The following is a 15,607-nucleotide window of genomic DNA, read 5'->3' as shown; positions in this document are numbered from 1 at the left end:
GCTTGACAGCCCGAACTGAACAGTAAGGTTGCCGCAGACATGACCACCAGTTCCGACCCAGCGAGCAAGCGCAGGCGCCCACTGCGCGCGCGGGGCAAGTTCCAGCGCCGCCTCGCGGGCACCCTGGCGCTCGGCCTTGCGCTTGTGACCGCGGGTGCGATGTACGCCGTGTTCGCTCCCCAGCCGCAGGAGGCGCAGGCCGAGGCCGACCCGGCACTGCTGCAGGAAGGCGAGCAGATCTACAACAACACGTGCATCACCTGCCACGGCGCGAACCTGGAGGGCGTCGAGGACAGGGGGCCGAGTCTGATCGGCATCGGCGAGGCCTCGGTGTACTTCCAGACATCGACTGGGCGCATGCCGATGGTGCGTCAGGAGGCGCAGGCGCCGGAGAAGCCGCCGCAACTCGACCCGGACGAGGTCGAGGCCGTCAGCGCGTACGTGCACGAGCACGGCGGCGGCCCGGAGATGCCCGAGGAGAGCGGCACGGACCTGCAGGGCGACGACCCCGCACGCGGCGGGGAACTGTTCCGGACGAACTGCACGTCATGCCACCACTTCACCGGCCGTGGCGGCGGTATGTCGTCGGGCAAGTACGGCCCGCAGCTCGACGGGCTCGATGAGGAGACCATCTACTCGGCGATGGCCAGCGGGCCGCAGAATATGCCGAAGTTCTCCGACCGGCAGCTCACGCCGGAGGAGAAGAAGGACATCGTCGCGTACGTCCAGTCGGTCACCGACGGCAACAACAGCCCCGGCGGTAACCCGCTCGGCGGGTACGGCCCGATGCCGGAAGGCCTGATTGCCTGGATCGTCGGGATCGGTGGACTGGTTGCTATCACCATGTGGATCGGAGCGAGGCGGTGACCAGCGAGCACCCGAGAAACGAAGAGGAGCACGGCGCGGGCGAGCAGCGGCTGCCCAGCGAGGCCGAGCTGTCGGAGATGAGTCGCGAGGATCTCGTCAAGCTCGGCGGCAGGCTCGACGACGTGGAGATCGTCGAGTACCACGACCCGTGGCCGGTGAAGGGAACGCGTGCGGAGAAGCGTTCGGAACGCCTGGTCGCCGCGTGGTTCGGCCTGGCAGGGCTGTCGGCGCTGGCGTTCATCGGGATCTTCATCTGGTGGCCGTGGACCTACGAGCCGCCGAGCCCGGGTAACGAGCGGGCACACTTCCTGTACAGCCTGTACACGCCGCTGATCGGTACCACGCTTGGCCTGTCGATCCTGGCCGTCGGTGTGGGCATCATCCTCTACACCAAGCGCTTCATCCCGCACGAGGTCGCCGTCCAGCAGCGTCATGACGGCCCATCCGAGGAGCTGGACCGGCAGACCGTGGCTGCCCACCTTGCCGACGCGGGAAGCCGCAGCACCATCGGCAGGCGCAAGCTGATCAAGCGCACGGCGGGCTTCGGCGCGGGAACCTTCGGGTTGGCCTTCGGGGTGTACGCCCTCGGCGGACTGGTCAAGAACCCGTGGGCGGATCCGGAGAGCGAGCACTCGCTGGCCAATACCCGGTGGCAACACCGGTATCCCGGCGAGAAGGTGTTCCTGCGCAGGCACACGGGGAACTTCAACGAGATCTCGCTGGTCCGCCCTGAGGACCTGGTGCCGGGATCGATGGAGACGGTCTACCCGTTCCGCGAGGAGGAACGCGGCGATCACCACGAGCTGGTGCACGCGATCAAGGCAGGTGACGCCCCCGTCATGCTGGTCAGGCTGCGTCCGGAGGACTCAGCGCAGGTAATCAAGCGTGAGGGGCAGGAGGACTTCCACTACGGCGACTTCTACGCCTACACGAAGATCTGCAGCCACCTCGGATGCCCGACGTCGCTGTACGAGCAGCGTACGAACCGGTTCCTGTGTCCATGCCACCAGTCGCAGTTCGACGTGCTGGCCTACGCACGGCCGATCTTCGGGCCTGCCGCGCGGGCACTGGCGCAACTGCCGATCACCGTGGACCCGGAAACTGGCTACTTCATCGCGACGGGAGACTTCCCCGAGCCAGTCGGTCCTGCTTACTGGGAGCGCGAGTCATGAGCGAGCTGACCACACCGACCAAGGGGCCGCATCCGGCGGAGAAGGCCGCCGCCGCCACCGGTAGAGCGATGGACGAGCGGTACCACCTCTCCGGCGGGATGCGCCGCCAGATGAACAAGGTATTCCCCACGCACTGGTCGTTCCTCCTCGGCGAGATCGCGCTCTACAGCTTCATCATCGTGTTGCTGTCCGGCACGTACCTCGCGCTGTTCTTCGACCCCTCGATGGAGGAAGTGACCTACCAGGGGGTTTTCACCAACCTGCGTGGTCTGGAGATGTCGCGGGCCTACGAGACAGCGCTGGAGCTGTCCTTCGAGGTTCGGGGCGGACTGTTCGCACGGCAGGTGCACCACTGGTCGGCGCACCTGTTCATCGCCGCGATCGTGGCGCACATGTTCCGGGTTTTCTTCACCGGAGCCTTCCGCAAGCCACGTGAGGGTAACTGGGTGATCGGTGTGCTGATCCTCGGCGTGGCGATCATGGAAGGCTTCACCGGCTACTCGCTGCCGGATGACGTGCTCTCCGGCGCCGGCCTGCGGATCATGTCGGGCCTGTTGCTCTCGTTCCCGGTGATCGGCACGTGGACGCACTGGTTGATGTTCGGCGGGGACTATCCGGGAACGGAGATCATCCCGCGGCTGTACACGCTCCATATATTCGTACTACCGGCGATACTGGCGATACTGATAGCCATTCACCTGGCCCTGGTCTGGTACCAGAAGCACACCCAGTTCCCCGGGGTGCGGCGCAAGGAGAACAACGTGGTCGGCGTGCGGATCATGCCGACGTTCGCCCTCAAGGGCGGGGCTTTCTTCGCCATCGTCACCGGTGTCACTGCGATGATGTCCGGCCTCTTCCAGATCAACGGCATCTGGAACCTCGGCCCGTACAACGCCTCACAGATCTCCGCTGCGACGGTGCCCGACTGGTACATCGCGTGGACGGACGGGTTGCTACGACTGTGGCCTGCCTGGGAAGGCTACTTCGGGCCGTATACGCTGTCAGCGACCTTCTTGCCGTTCATTACCGGCCTGCCGTTGCTGATTGCGGTTGCGCTGTTCTATCCATGGATCGAGCGCAAGTTCACCAAGGACCACGCCAACCACAACCTGCTGCAGCGGCCGAGGGATGTACCAGTGCGGACCGCGCTGGGTGCCATGGCGATCACCTACTTCATGGTGGCGCTGGTCTCCACCGGCAACGACGTCATCGCCGACAAGTTCTTCATCTCCCTGAACGCGATGGTGTGGGCGGGCCGGATCGGCATCCTGATCCTGCCGCCGCTGGCCTTCCTGATCACCTACCGGATCTGCCTCGGCTTGCAGCATTCGGACAGGGAGGTGCTGGAGCACGGTATCGAGACGGGCATCATCAAGCGGCTGCCGCATGGTGAGTTCATCGAGGTGCACCAGCCGCTCGGCGGGGTGGACGAGCACGGCCACGCGATCCCGTTGGAGTATCAGGGTGCGCCGGTGCCGAAGAAGATGAACGAGCTCGGTACGGCTGGTAAGCCGATCCCCGGCGTGCTGACCCCCGATCCCGCCGAGGAGACCCAGGCACTGGAGCGGGCACGGGCCGTGCATGACGGTCACGGCAACGGCGAGGTGACCGCGGGGGTCGAGTCCGCGGAGGCCACCGACGCCACGACCGGCTCCGGCGAGCAGTCCAGCTGAACCAGCTGAAGCAAGAGGGGCGCGGGCCGCTGGTGACTCAGCGGTCCGCGCCTTCCATCGTGCGGGGTGTTCGTTCGAGTGTGGACGCCTCGGCTGCCAGCTCCAGCCACTCGCGCCACGGGCCGGCAGCGACCGCGGGTTCGGCCCAGCCTTCGGTGGCACGGACCAGGCGCGTTCCCGGGCGGTCCAACCAACGCAACAGGGCCGCTACCTCGTCGGGAGCGGCGCCGCGCAGCGGGCCGTCGCCGGGCAGGACCGTCTCCGCCGCCGCGGTCAGCGCCTCCACGATCGGCATCGGCGCGGTGCCACGCCGCGCGGTGCCCGCCGCAGCGAGCCTTCCGTAGCGGATGACCGCGAACTCCCACCCGCCCGCACCGTCGGGTGCGGCGGCGACCATCTCGGTGATCCGGGCGAGCGCGGACATGCGGTGCGCGCGATCCACCGCACGGACCAGTGCGGCCAGTTCGTCGCGGAGCTGCGCGGCTCGTTCGAAATGGTGCGCGGCCGACAGGCGGGCGATCTCGCGCTCGGTGGCCCGTAGCGGCTCCGCGCCGGAGCCGGTGACCAGCTCGGTGATGGCGCGGGCGGCAGGCGCGTAGTCCGCCGCGTCCTGCTTGCCAGCGCAGGGGGCGCCGCACCGCCCGAGGTCGAACTCCGCGCACGGGCTGCCGTCCGGAGAGCGGACGGCGATCCGCTGGGTACAGGAGCGCAACCCCACCGCGGCGGTGAGCGTCGCGGCGGTCCGCGCAGCCGATCGCCTGCTGCCGAACGGCCCCAACGCGCCGGGCCGCTCGCGGCGCACCACCGAGAGCCGGGGGAAGGACTCCGAGGTCAGCGCGATCCACCAGGAGCGGTGCGGATTCTTAGCGCGCCGGTTGTAGCTGGGCCGGTGCGCCGCGAGCAGGCGTTGCTCCCTTACCTCGGCTTCGAGGGCGGTGGCGCACTCGACATGCGCCACCGAGGTGGCCAGCGTGACCATCTCGCGCATGCGGCTGCGGGTCTCGGAGCCGGTGAAGTACTGCTGCACCCGGTTACGTAGGTTGCTCGCGGTACCGATATAGAGCACCTCGTCGTTCGGGCCGCGGAACAGGTACACGCCGGGCGCTGCGGGCAGGTGTGCGGCCAACGAGCGCTTGCGGCGCTGCTGCGGACTCACCCGGGCTTGGAAGGCGACCAGTTCGTCGATGGAATGCACGCCCAGCGAGCCCACGCGCTCCAGCAGTGCGTGCAGCACGTCCACTGTGGCGCGCGCGTCGTGCAGTGCGCGGTGCTCCGGGGTTCGTGCCCCGAACAGCGTGGCAAGCGCGGACAGCTTGCAGCTGGGCGCGTCCCTGCGGGAGAGCACGTGCCGTGCCAGTCGGACGGTGCACAGCACCCGATGGTCGGGCCGTGCGTAGCCGTGCGCGCTACAGGCGGCCCGGAGGAAACCCAGGTCGAACCGGGCGTTGTGGGCGACGAGGACGTCGCCCGCGGCGAACTCCAGGAACGCGGGCAGCACCGTCGCGAGTTCGGGAGCGTCGGCCACCATGGCGTCGGTGATCCCGGTCAGCGAGGCCACCTGCGGCGGGATGGGCCGCCCCGGGTTCACCAGCGTGCTGAACTCGCCGAGCAGCTGCCCGCCGCGAACCTTGACCGCGCCGATCTCGGTGATCCTGTCGTGGGCTGGCCTGCCGCCGGTGGTCTCCAGGTCGAGCACGACGAAGGTGACCTCGTGCAGCGGCGTGCCGAGCTCGTCGAAGGACAGCTGGGTCGCCATGATCGGCACGATAGGCCATCCGCCCGACAGCGGACGGTGACCAGGGGAGGGGCGGCACTGCTACCCACGTCACGATTGACCCCGTGAACGGTGTTCATGGTGGGTCGCGTCACGTAAGCTGGAGCACATCGTTGTGCTGGTAGTGAGATTTCTTCCGGGGTGCGGCGCCGAGGGGTACGCGTTCCCGGGTTTCCTTCGTGACGGCGGGACGGCCCGCTCGTCGGGTGCGGGAGGTACGGATGCGGGCTAGCAGGGCGAGTGGTGCGCTACTGGCGGCCCTGTCCCTGGCACTGGGGTTGGTGGTCGTCCTTCCCGCGGCTGCGGAGGACCATGCGCCGAGCGAGACCGACGAGGTTCCCGTCGAGGCGGGGGTCGCGCCCGATGTCGGGGTGCCGGATCCTCGCCCTGGGGAGGCGTTCGCGGATCCGGAGATCGCGGACCTGCAGGTGTCGGCCACCGAGGTGCAGGAGGAGCTCGATGCGCTCAGCGGGCGCATCGCCGAGGCGCAGCAGGAACTCGACGAGGCCACCGCGAGGCTGGACAGCGCCACCGAGGAACGGCGGGCCGCCGAGGCCGAGCTGGCCGATATGCAGACCGAGGTCGACGATTTCTCGCGCACCGTGTTCACGGCCATGGGACGCCCCGATGAGGTGCGGGTGCTGCTGACGGCGGGCAGCCCGAAGGATGCCCTCGCAGGCTCGGAGATGATCCGGCTGTTGCGGTCCGAGCAGGACGAGCAGCTGCTCGCCGCGCTGGAACGCCACAGATCCGCGGTCGAGACCGAGCGCAAGGCCGAGGAGCTGGAAGAGGAAGCCGCCGAGCGCGCCGAGGAACTCGAACGTCGCAATACCGACGCGTCACACCGCGCTGATGCGATCTCCTCGGAGTTGCGCGGACCGATCGGGGAGGCCAACGAGGCGGTGATCGCGCAGCAGGAAGCGCAGCGCGAGCGCAACACGGAGACCGCAGCCAGTTGGGAGGCATACCTAGACCGGCTGGACGATGCGGGGGTGACGTTGCCGAGCGCCGCGGCACTGTCCGATCCGGATTCCCTGCCGTCCGGCATGCGTCCCGTCCAAGGTGAGGACGGCGAACCCCAAGCCGGAGTGGCGCAGGTCACCGTGGACGGTGAGCGTCTGCTCGTGCTCCCGGCGGAAACGGCCGACGCGGTATCGGATGCTGTGGACGAGCTCGGCAAACCGTACGTGCCGAAGGACGAGGGCACCGGCCCCGTGGCTTACTCGTGCGACGGGCTGGTTCACGCGGTCTACGACGGGAACGATCTGGACATGCCGCGCGACGCGGCCGCCCAGCTGGCACGAGGACGTCAGGTTCCCTACGAGGACGCGCAGCCCGGCGACGTGGTCTTCGTTGGGCCCGCGAAGTACGGGGTGCAGCACGTCGGTATCGTGCTCGACGACCGCACCATGCTCGCCGCCGACGGTCGCATCGCCAGTGTCGCGGTGACCGACCTGCCAGCCAGCGATTCCGCGCTCGGGGTGATACGTCCCGCACTGGGGCAGCGCAGCCAGGCGCGTGACGTGCCCGAGCGTGAGGATGGGGAACTGACCTGGCGTTGCGGTGGTGTGGAGCTGCCGATCTCCACCGGATCCGGCGGGGAGCAACAGTACGACAGCGCCGGTGCGTGGGGTGGCTACCCTAACGGGCTGATTCCGCGGTCGGCGCTGTGTTCCATCGGGGTGGGCAGCCATGTGTTGCGATGCGATGCGGCGCAGCGGTTCGTGGCGCTGTCGGCCGCGTACGCCGAGGAGTTCGGTGACGGGCTGTGCGTGACGGACTCGTACCGCACGTTCGATGCCCAGGTCGATCTGTATCACCGCAAGCCGGCGCTCGCCGCGGTGCCCGGCACGAGCAATCACGGCTGGGGTCTGGCTGTGGATCTCTGCGCGGGTGTGGAGTCGTTCGGTACACCACAGCATCGCTGGATGGTGAACAACGCGCCCGCGTTCGGCTGGATCCACCCGCAGTGGGCACGGCAGGGCGGCGGCAGGGAGGAGCCGTGGCACTGGGAGTACGTCGGCCGCGGCTAGTTCCGGGAGTTCCCGCAGGGGTGGCCGTCCGGACCGGCATCACCGGCACCGTGCGGCACGCCGGTCACCGCATAGTTACGCATCGTGTTCGTTTTCGGGGTCGCAGTGCATGGCCGGCCCGGGAACATTACGGGGGTGTGTCGTCACGCACTGCGACGAACGGTTGATCCGATCGGTGAGCGGCCGGTGAACGTCGCCGCTACTTCTGTAGCGTTTATCACAGGGCGCGATGACCAGCTCCGCTGAACGAGTTTCGCCGAACGGACTGGGCCGAATGGCCGATTCGGGCTGGACGTCACTCGATCGGTTTCGTAACCTGTTCGAGACCTCACGGAAGGCAGTCGCTGTACGACAGGAGGCGGCGCCGTGGGGTTGTCGCCGAGGCAGCTTGTCGGGGGGCTGTTCCGGGGCTGCCGCGAGACCGCGTACGGTTCGCAGCGTTCGACAACAGTCCGGCACGGCCGACAGTGAGTGTCGCCGAGTGTCGCCGAGCACCGCCCCTGCACGGGGTGTTGCGGTCGAACGCGCCGCGATCCGGCGGGATGCGCTTCGATGCGAGCGCCTCGCGGTAGGAGAGGACCCCGACCTCTCCGTATCCCGGCTCCCGGATAGGCGACCGGACGCAAAGGAGAGACGCGCGACGTGAAGTCGCATAATGTGAAGCGAATGCTGACCGGCGGGATCGCCGCCGCAGCCGTCATCGCAGTCGTCGGCGTCCACACTCCCGCCGTCGCAGACCCCGACCCACTTCCCCCCGGTGCCTCCGAGGAGCTGCGCGAGTATCGCGAGCTCGTCGCCGAGGCCGAGCAGCTCAACGAGGCGCATCTCGAGGCTCAGGACGACCTGGAGGTCGCTGAACGGGAGCTCGAGCAGGCGGAGGCCGATCTCGAGGCCGCGGAACGTTCCGAGCGCGAGGCACTGGCCGAGCAGCGCGAGTACCGCCACGTCGTCGACGCTTTCGCCAGCGCGAGCTACACCAACGGCGCCGAGGTCACCACGATGTCCGCGCTGCTCGCAGGGCAGTCCACCCAGGACTACCTGGAGCGCTCCACCGCACTGGACGTGCTGGCCGCGGACCAGAACGAGGCGATGGAGCGGCTCAGCAGCGCCGTGGAGCAGGCCAGCGTCGCCCAGCGCGACGCCGAGGACGCGGCGACCCGCGCCGAGCAGGCCAGGGAAACCGCCGAGGAACTCGTCGTCGACATCGAGGCCAGGCAGGCCACGCTCGATGAGCGGATCGAGGAGGTGCGTGAAGCCGCCGGCCTGCTCACCGACGAAGACCAGCAGATGCACCAGAGCGAGGGTGCTGACGCGCCCTCGCAGATCGTGGCTCCCGGCGCGGCTGCACAGCAGGCGGTGGATGCGGCCATGGGCAAGCGCGGCAGCCCTTACGAATGGGGTGCCGATGGTCCCGACCGTTTCGACTGCTCAGGCCTGACTTCATGGGCCTATCAGCAGGCGGGGATCAGCATCCCGCGGTCGAGCAGGGCACAGTCCACCCACGGTCAGCCGATCCCGCGTGACCAGCTGCAGCCGGGTGACTTGGTGTTCTTCTACGAACCCGTGTCGCATGTGGGCATCTATGTCGGTGATGGCAAGATGGTGCACGCCCCGCAGCAGGGTGACGTGGTGAAGGTCGCCGAGATGATGGAGGGCGACTTCAGCGGTGCCCGCCGCGTCGCGTAGCGGTCCTGCTCGGCGCGGGGGCGAGTAGGTAGCCTCGTCCCGTGCGTCGAACACTGCTCGTCACCAACGACTTCCCACCCCGCGCGGGCGGAATCCAGGCCTACCTGCACAGCCTGGCGCGTCACCTGGAGCCGGAGGACCTGGTGGTGTACGCGCCCTCCGGTGACGGTGCCTGGCCGGGAGCCGGCTCGCAGGCGCGGTTCGACGCGCGGCAACCGTTCGAGGTGGTGCGGCATCCCGGATCGCCGATGCTGCCCACGGCTGCGGTGCGGCGGCGTGCGGTCGAGCTGGTGCGGGCATACGGCATCGAGGCGGTGTGGTTCGGTGCGGCCGCCCCGCTCGCGCTCCTGGCGCCCGCGCTGCGCCGGACGGGGGTCGAGCGGGTGGTGGCCAGCACGCACGGGCACGAGGTCGGCTGGTCGATGATCCCCGGTGGCAGGCAGGCTCTGCGGAGGATGGGCAACACCACCGATGTCGTGACCTACGTCAGTGACTACACGCGCAGGCGGCTGGCCGGGGCGTTCGGGCCGTTGGCGGGGCTGGAGTACCTCCCGTCCGGTGTAGATACCGGGCGGTTCCGCCCGGACGGCGCCGCTCGCGAGACCATCCGCGCCAGGCATGGTCTCGGCGATCGCCCGACCGTGGTGTGCGTCTCGCGGCTGGTGCCGCGTAAAGGCCAGGACATGCTGGTGCGGATCCTGCCGGAACTGCGGCGCCGGGTGCCGGAAACGGCGCTGCTGCTCGTCGGTGACGGTCGCGACCGTGCCCGCATCGAGTCGTTGGCTGGCAGGCACGGGATAGCCGCGCACGTCGTCGTGACGGGAGCGGTGCCGTGGGAGGAGCTGCCTGCCTACTATGCGGCCGGGGACGTGTTCGCCATGCCTGCGCGGACCCGCGCCTGCGGGCTCGACGTGGAAGGCCTCGGCATCGTCTACCTGGAGGCTTCGGCGACCGGGTTGCCTGTGGTGGCCGGGCAGTCGGGTGGTGCGCCGGAGACCGTGCTCGACGAGGTCACCGGGCACGCGGTACACGGCAGGGACCGGCACCAGCTCGTCGACACGCTGGCGAGTGTGCTGGCGGATCCGGCACGCGCGCGCAGCATGGGTCAGGCGGGCCGCCGGTGGGTGACCGACCACTGGCGTTGGGAGCGGTTCGCCGGACGCCTCGCGATGCTGCTCGGTGACACTGCCGCACCCGACCGCTCATGACTGGCTACGCGCCGGTACCGGTACGTGGCGCTGTGCGGCGGAGCCACCACAGGCCGAGCACCGGTAGCACCAGCGGGATGTAGAGGTAGCCGCGGCCGAAGTGCGACCACACCGTGGCATCCGGGAACGCCTGGGGCACCAGCAGGCTGGCTGTTCCCACGATCAGCACCCCGAGCAGCTCGATAAGGCAGAAAACGGTGGCCATCGTCCGCGAGGTGAGACCGCCCCTGGCCAGCGCGATGGTGGCCAGCACGTAGACGACGGCTGCGAACGCGGACAGTAGATACGCCAGCGGTGCCTCCTCGAACCGTGTCGCGATCTGCACCGCGGACCGGGAGGTGGCCCCGATCGCGAAGATCGCGTACACGGTGATCAGCACCCGGCCGGGTCCGCTGCGCGTGGCCTGGCGCACCGCCCTGTCGCTTGCCCCGGCCTTACCGTCAGACACCCTCGCCCGCCCAGATCTGGTTCATCCGCAGGATCATCACCGGGATGGCCAGGCAGCCGATGAGTAGCACGGCGTTTCCCCACCTGCTGCGTTCTGCCAGCGCCCACGCGGTGGCCACGGGCAGGATGAACAGCGTTCCGATCAGGTAGGCGACGAACGACAGGGTGTCGATCTCCCGGTCCGTGCCGGTCAGGGCGACGATTCCCAGCACGGCGAGGACGATGAGCCCGATCTCGATCAGCGCGAGCGCACCCAGCAGGATCCGGTCAGGGCCGCGGTCGCGCACCAGGGGAATCAGGGTCCATGCCGCGGTCAGTAGCGCCGCGATCGTCAAGGCGTTGGGCAGGAGTTCGGGCACCGTGCGAATCCCTTCACACCGGATGGTTCGTTCGGCTCGGTAACGCGCTCGGTCGCGCGGGACCTCCGCACTGGATTCCGGAGATCCGATCCGCCTGTACCAGGCGATGTGGCCGACTCATAGGCTACAGGCATGGACAGCGCCAGGTTGTTGGAGCTCGATACCCGGCACGTATGGCACCCCTACGGTCCGATGCCAGGCACCGTGGAGCCGTTGCTGGTGGAATCCGCCGAGGGTGTTCGGTTGCGGCTCGCCGACGGGCGCGAGCTCATCGATGGGATGTCCTCCTGGTGGGCTGCTATCCACGGTTACCGGCACCCGGTGCTCGACCAGGCCGTGCATGACCAGGTAGGTCGGATGAGCCACGTGATGTTCGGCGGGCTCACCCACGAACCCGCCATCGCGCTGGCCACGAACCTCGTGGAGCTCACCCCCGAACCACTGGAGCACGTGTTCCTGTGCGATTCGGGGTCGGTATCGGTCGAGGTCGCCATCAAGATGTGTCTGCAGTACTGGCGGTCGCTGGGTAAGCCAGCCAAGCAGAAGCTGCTCACCTGGCGGAGCGGATATCACGGGGACACCTTCCACCCGATGAGCGTGTGCGATCCGGAGGGCGGGATGCACTCGCTGTGGCGCGGCGTGCTGCCCGAACAGATCTTCGTGCCCCCACCACCGTCTGGGTTCGGCGTCGCCTGTGACGAGGCCTACACCAGGGAGCTGGCCGAGGCGGTCGCTCGGCACGCCGACGAGCTGGCCGCGGTGATCGTGGAGCCGGTGGTCCAGGGCGCGGGCGGCATGCGGTTCCACAACCCGGAGTACCTGCGGGTGCTGCGCGAGGTCGCCGACGAGCACGAGGTGCTGCTGATCTTCGACGAGATCGCCACCGGCTTTGGTAGGAGCGGCGCGCTGTTCGCGGCCGACCACGCAGGCGTGAGTCCGGACGTGCTATGCCTCGGCAAGGCGCTGACCGCCGGGTACCTGACCATGGCGGCCGCGCTGTGCACGTCCCGGGTCGCCGAGGGGATCTCGCGGGGCGAACTGCCGGTGCTGGCGCACGGCCCGACCTTCATGGGAAACCCGCTGGCCTCGTCGGTGGCCAACGCGTCGATCGGGTTGCTGCACGACAACGAGTGGAGCGCGCAGGTGGCCAGGATCGAGGCGGGTCTACGGTCCGGGCTGGCCGCGGCAGTCGAGTTGCCTGGCGTGCGCGAGGTGCGCACGCTCGGGGCGATCGGGGTGATCGAGCTGGACCACGACGTCGACATGGCGGTGGCGACCGAGGTCGCCACCGGTCACGGGGTGTGGCTGCGGCCGTTCCGGAACATGGTCTATGCGATGCCGCCGTACATCACCACCGACACCGAGCTGGCGGCGATCACCACCGCGATGTCGGCGGTCGCCGAGCGCGCATGAGAGCCGATCGTGGCGTTGACTGGTGCGAATCCGCCTGAGTCCACCTCGGCGCTCGCCGCCGGTGCCGCGATCAGGTGGCGCCGATTGCGGTACTACAGTGAAACTTTGTGAGCGTGCTGGTGATCACCGGAACGGACACCGGGGTCGGCAAGACCGTGGTGTGTGCCGCCATCGCGGCGATGCTCCGCGAGCAGGGTCACCGCGTGGCGGTGCTCAAGCCCGCGCAGACGGGCGTGGCGCCTACCGAGGAGGGCGACCTCGACGTGGTCCGCCGTTTCGCGGGCGAGGTGACCACGAGCGAGCTCCGCCGTTACCCGGAACCGCTCGCTCCGGAGGCCGCCGCACGGCGCAGCGGGCTCGAACCTCTCACCCCTGGCGCGATCGCCGAGGAGGCCGTACGGCTCGCCGAGACGCACGATCACGTGCTTGTCGAGGGGGCAGGGGGGCTGCTTGTGCGGTTCGGGCCGGACGGCGGCACGCTCGCCGACGTGGCGTGGTCGCTCGGCGCGCCGCTGGTGATCGTGGCCCGGGCCGCGCTGGGAACGCTGAACGCCACCGCGCTGACCGCCGAGGTCGCCACGCGCCGTGGCGTGGACGTCGCCGGGGTGGTCATCGGCGCCTGGCCGCGCGAGCCGGGCCTGGCCGAACGGTGCAACCTGGTCGACTTACCGGAGGTGGCGGGCGCGCCGCTGCTGGGGGCGTTGGACGAGGAGTTGAGCGACGCGCAGGCCCCCGAGTTCCTCGCGGCGGCACGCAGGGGACTCTCGCCCAGGTTCGGTGGTGAGTTCGACGCGGTGCGATTCCGCGGCGACTCCGCGAGAACCTGACCACGCGAACGTGATGTTGCTCGCTGTGCAGGCGGGGCGCCCCTAGTAGCGTGCACGGCAGCCGCCGTGACCTGCCCGCGCGGCCGTGGTGCGGCGGTATGCCCTTCGCCCCGCCGGGCTACGATGCCCGTGGGTGTGCACGCCTGTCGCAGCCGACGTTAGGAGTATTCGTGACCGCAGCGACGCAGCAGGTCGAACCGACCACCGCCGATGAGGACATCCTCGCTGTCGCGCGTGAGCAGGTGCTCGAGCGCGGGGAAGGGCTGTCGCAGGATCAGGTGTTGCGGGTGCTGCGGTTGCCGGAAGGGCGGCTGCAGGAGCTGCTCGGGCTGGCCCACGAGGTTCGGATGCGCTGGTGCGGCCCGGAAGTAGAGGTCGAGGGCATCGTCAGCGTCAAGACAGGCGGGTGCCCGGAGGACTGTCACTTCTGCTCGCAGTCCGGGCTGTTCGCCACCCCGGTGCGGTCGGCGTGGCTGGATATCCCCGGCCTGGTGACCGCGGCGGCGGAGACGGCCGAGACGGGGGCGACGGAGTTCTGCATCGTGGCCGCGGTGCGCGGGCCGGACCGCAGGCTGATGGATCAGGTACGCCAGGGGATCGCCGCGATCCGGGAGTCGGGCAATGACATCAACATCGCCTGCTCGCTGGGGATGCTCACCGCCGAGCAGGTCGATGAGCTGGCGGAGATGGGGGTGCACCGCTACAACCACAACTTGGAGACGGCCCGGTCGCATTTCCCGAACGTGGTCACCACCCACACCTGGCAGGAGCGGTGGGAGACGTTGCAGCTGGTGCGTGACGCCGGCATGGAGGTGTGCTGCGGCGGCATCGTGGGGATGGGCGAGACCGACGAGCAGCGGGCCGAGTTCGCGGTGCAGCTGGCCGAGCTGGATCCGCACGAGGTGCCGATGAACTTCCTGATCCCGCAGCCGGGCACGCCCTACGAGCACTACGAGCCCATCGAGGGGCCGCAGGCGCTGCGGATCGTGGCGGCCTTCCGGCTGGCGCTGCCGCGCACCATGCTGCGCTTTGCGGGCGGTCGCGAGCTCACTCTCGGCGACCTCGGTGCCGAGCAGGGCATGCTCGGCGGCATCAACGCCATCATCGTGGGCAACTACCTCACCAACCTCGGCCGCCCCGCCCAGCGTGACCTGACCATGCTGGACGACCTCCAGATGCCTATCAAAGCCCTCAACGACACGCTGTAGGGCCCGACGAAGCAGGAGAGCGTGTTGTGGCCGAGTCCTACTGCGTACACTGCGGCAAGGTCGCAGGCGAGTGCGACAGGTCCGCCTGCCGGAACGCGCGAACGGCGCTGGAGCCGCCCCGCTTCTGCGCGCAGTGCGCCCGTCGGATGATCGTGCAGATCACGCCGAACGGATGGGCGGCCCGGTGCAGCAGGCACGGGGAAACCCGCAGCCCGTCACAGCCCGCGTAGCCGGACGCGCTAGCCTGCCAGGGACAAGCGAGGCGCAGAACCCGGAGGTCGAGCGTGCCCGGTCCGCAGGTGGACGAGGAGGACTCCGGACGCACCGGATCGCCGTACCTTCCGGTTCCGGTGCCCCCGCAGCGCGAACGGTCCAAAGTGGTGATCAAGGCCGACTTGCTGCCCGCCGTGTCCGTGCTGTCCATGGTCGGGCTGATCGGCATCCCCCTCGGCTGGTTGTGGGCGCAGCTCGCCCCGCCGCAGCGTTCCCAGGTCCTGCCGGACGGTTCGCTCGTGCCGACCGAGCTGGAGAGCTGGCACCAGTTCGACGCGCTGGTCATCTTCGCGCTGTTCGGACTCGGCGCGGGCATCGTCATCGGTGTGCTGGTGTGGCTGTTGCGGGAACGGCGGGGACCGGTGATCATGATCGCGGCGGTCGCGGGGTCACTGCTCGCGGCATGGCTAGCGAGCCTGATGGGGGAGGCGTTCGTCGGCGGCATGTACGAGATCACCGAGCCCCCCGAGGTGGGCGATGTGGTGACCGAGGCGCCGCAGCTCGATACCCCATGGGTGCTCGTCGCCCAACCCTTCGCCACGGCACTGACCTACGGCTTGCTCGCGGCGTGGAACGGCACCGACGACCTGGGCAGGCGGCTCGGCTGAGCATCGGCATTCCCTCGGGGGTGCCTTGGCCGTATCACGGTACGTAGGCTGGCGGTGGG

Annotated in this window: 13 protein-coding genes; 10 read left to right on the top strand and 3 right to left on the bottom strand. The window is 69.1% G+C overall.

The features are described 5' to 3' along the window. Positions 1-39: 39 nt before the first annotated feature. From F8178_RS09585 to F8178_RS09575, 3 genes are read left to right on the top strand one after another with little or no spacing between them, the layout of a single operon-like run. A complete protein-coding gene (locus F8178_RS09585) occupies positions 40-867 on the top strand; it encodes a c-type cytochrome (protein WP_317494364.1) in 828 nt (275 codons plus the stop codon). Further along, positions 864-2,039, top strand: a complete 1,176-nt coding sequence (locus F8178_RS09580) for a ubiquinol-cytochrome c reductase iron-sulfur subunit (protein ID WP_317494577.1) — start codon at positions 864-866, stop codon at positions 2,037-2,039. The genes F8178_RS09585 and F8178_RS09580 overlap by 4 nt, the downstream gene beginning before the upstream one ends. Next, positions 2,036-3,712, top strand: a complete 1,677-nt coding sequence (locus tag F8178_RS09575; protein WP_317494363.1) for a cytochrome bc complex cytochrome b subunit — start codon at positions 2,036-2,038, stop codon at positions 3,710-3,712. The genes F8178_RS09580 and F8178_RS09575 overlap by 4 nt, the downstream gene beginning before the upstream one ends. A gap of 37 nt (positions 3,713-3,749) precedes the next feature. Here the strand turns inward: F8178_RS09575 and F8178_RS09570 are convergent, their stop codons facing one another. Next, positions 3,750-5,468, bottom strand: a complete 1,719-nt coding sequence (locus F8178_RS09570; RefSeq protein ID WP_317494362.1) for a DEDD exonuclease domain-containing protein — start codon at positions 5,466-5,468, stop codon at positions 3,750-3,752. A gap of 239 nt (positions 5,469-5,707) precedes the next feature. On the opposite strand from F8178_RS09570, the gene F8178_RS09565 reads away from it, so the two are divergent. From F8178_RS09565 to F8178_RS09555, 3 genes are all read left to right on the top strand, one after another. Then, positions 5,708-7,519, top strand: a complete 1,812-nt coding sequence (locus tag F8178_RS09565) for a D-alanyl-D-alanine carboxypeptidase family protein (protein WP_317494361.1) — start codon at positions 5,708-5,710, stop codon at positions 7,517-7,519. Between the two features lie 642 nt (positions 7,520-8,161). After that, positions 8,162-9,205, top strand: coding sequence for an NlpC/P60 family protein (locus F8178_RS09560; protein WP_317494360.1), 1,044 nt, complete (start codon positions 8,162-8,164; stop codon positions 9,203-9,205). A gap of 41 nt (positions 9,206-9,246) precedes the next feature. Beyond that, a complete protein-coding gene (locus tag F8178_RS09555) occupies positions 9,247-10,413 on the top strand; it encodes a glycosyltransferase family 4 protein (protein ID WP_317494359.1) in 1,167 nt (388 codons plus the stop codon). A 4-nt stretch (positions 10,414-10,417) separates the two neighbouring features. On the opposite strand, the gene F8178_RS09550 is transcribed toward F8178_RS09555, so the two are convergent. Together F8178_RS09550 and F8178_RS09545 are read right to left on the bottom strand one after the other, a co-directional pair. Next, positions 10,418-10,861 carry a hypothetical protein gene (locus tag F8178_RS09550; protein WP_317494358.1) on the bottom strand — a complete coding sequence of 148 codons (444 nt, stop codon included), beginning with the start codon at positions 10,859-10,861 and terminating at the stop codon, positions 10,418-10,420. Continuing rightward, positions 10,854-11,219: a hypothetical protein gene (locus F8178_RS09545; protein ID WP_317494357.1), complete on the bottom strand. Its 366-nt coding sequence runs from the start codon at positions 11,217-11,219 to the stop codon at positions 10,854-10,856. The genes F8178_RS09550 and F8178_RS09545 overlap by 8 nt, the downstream gene beginning before the upstream one ends. 132 nt (positions 11,220-11,351) lie before the next feature. Between F8178_RS09545 and F8178_RS09540 the strand changes: the two genes are divergently transcribed. The 4 genes from F8178_RS09540 to F8178_RS09520 all read left to right on the top strand — a co-directional run bounded on the left by F8178_RS09540 (position 11,352) and on the right by F8178_RS09520 (position 15,548). Continuing rightward, a complete protein-coding gene (locus tag F8178_RS09540) occupies positions 11,352-12,632 on the top strand; it encodes an adenosylmethionine--8-amino-7-oxononanoate transaminase (RefSeq protein ID WP_317494356.1) in 1,281 nt (426 codons plus the stop codon). 107 nt (positions 12,633-12,739) lie between these two features. Further along, positions 12,740-13,459, top strand: a complete 720-nt coding sequence (gene bioD / locus F8178_RS09535; RefSeq protein ID WP_317494355.1) for a dethiobiotin synthase — start codon at positions 12,740-12,742, stop codon at positions 13,457-13,459. A gap of 170 nt (positions 13,460-13,629) precedes the next feature. Continuing rightward, on the top strand, positions 13,630-14,667 hold the full coding sequence (gene bioB / locus F8178_RS09530) for a biotin synthase BioB (protein ID WP_317494354.1): 1,038 nt from the start codon (positions 13,630-13,632) through the stop codon (positions 14,665-14,667). A 284-nt stretch (positions 14,668-14,951) separates the two neighbouring features. After that, entirely contained in the window at positions 14,952-15,548 is a 597-nt protein-coding gene (locus tag F8178_RS09520; RefSeq protein ID WP_317494352.1) for a DUF2567 domain-containing protein, read from the top strand. The last annotated feature ends 59 nt before the right edge of the window (positions 15,549-15,607 follow it).

The organism is Haloechinothrix sp. LS1_15 (genome assembly GCF_033042135.1).
Lineage (GTDB): Bacteria > Actinomycetota > Actinomycetes > Mycobacteriales > Pseudonocardiaceae > Haloechinothrix.
Note: the sequence above shows the minus strand (reverse complement) of the source record. Positions and strands in the feature narration are given on the sequence as shown.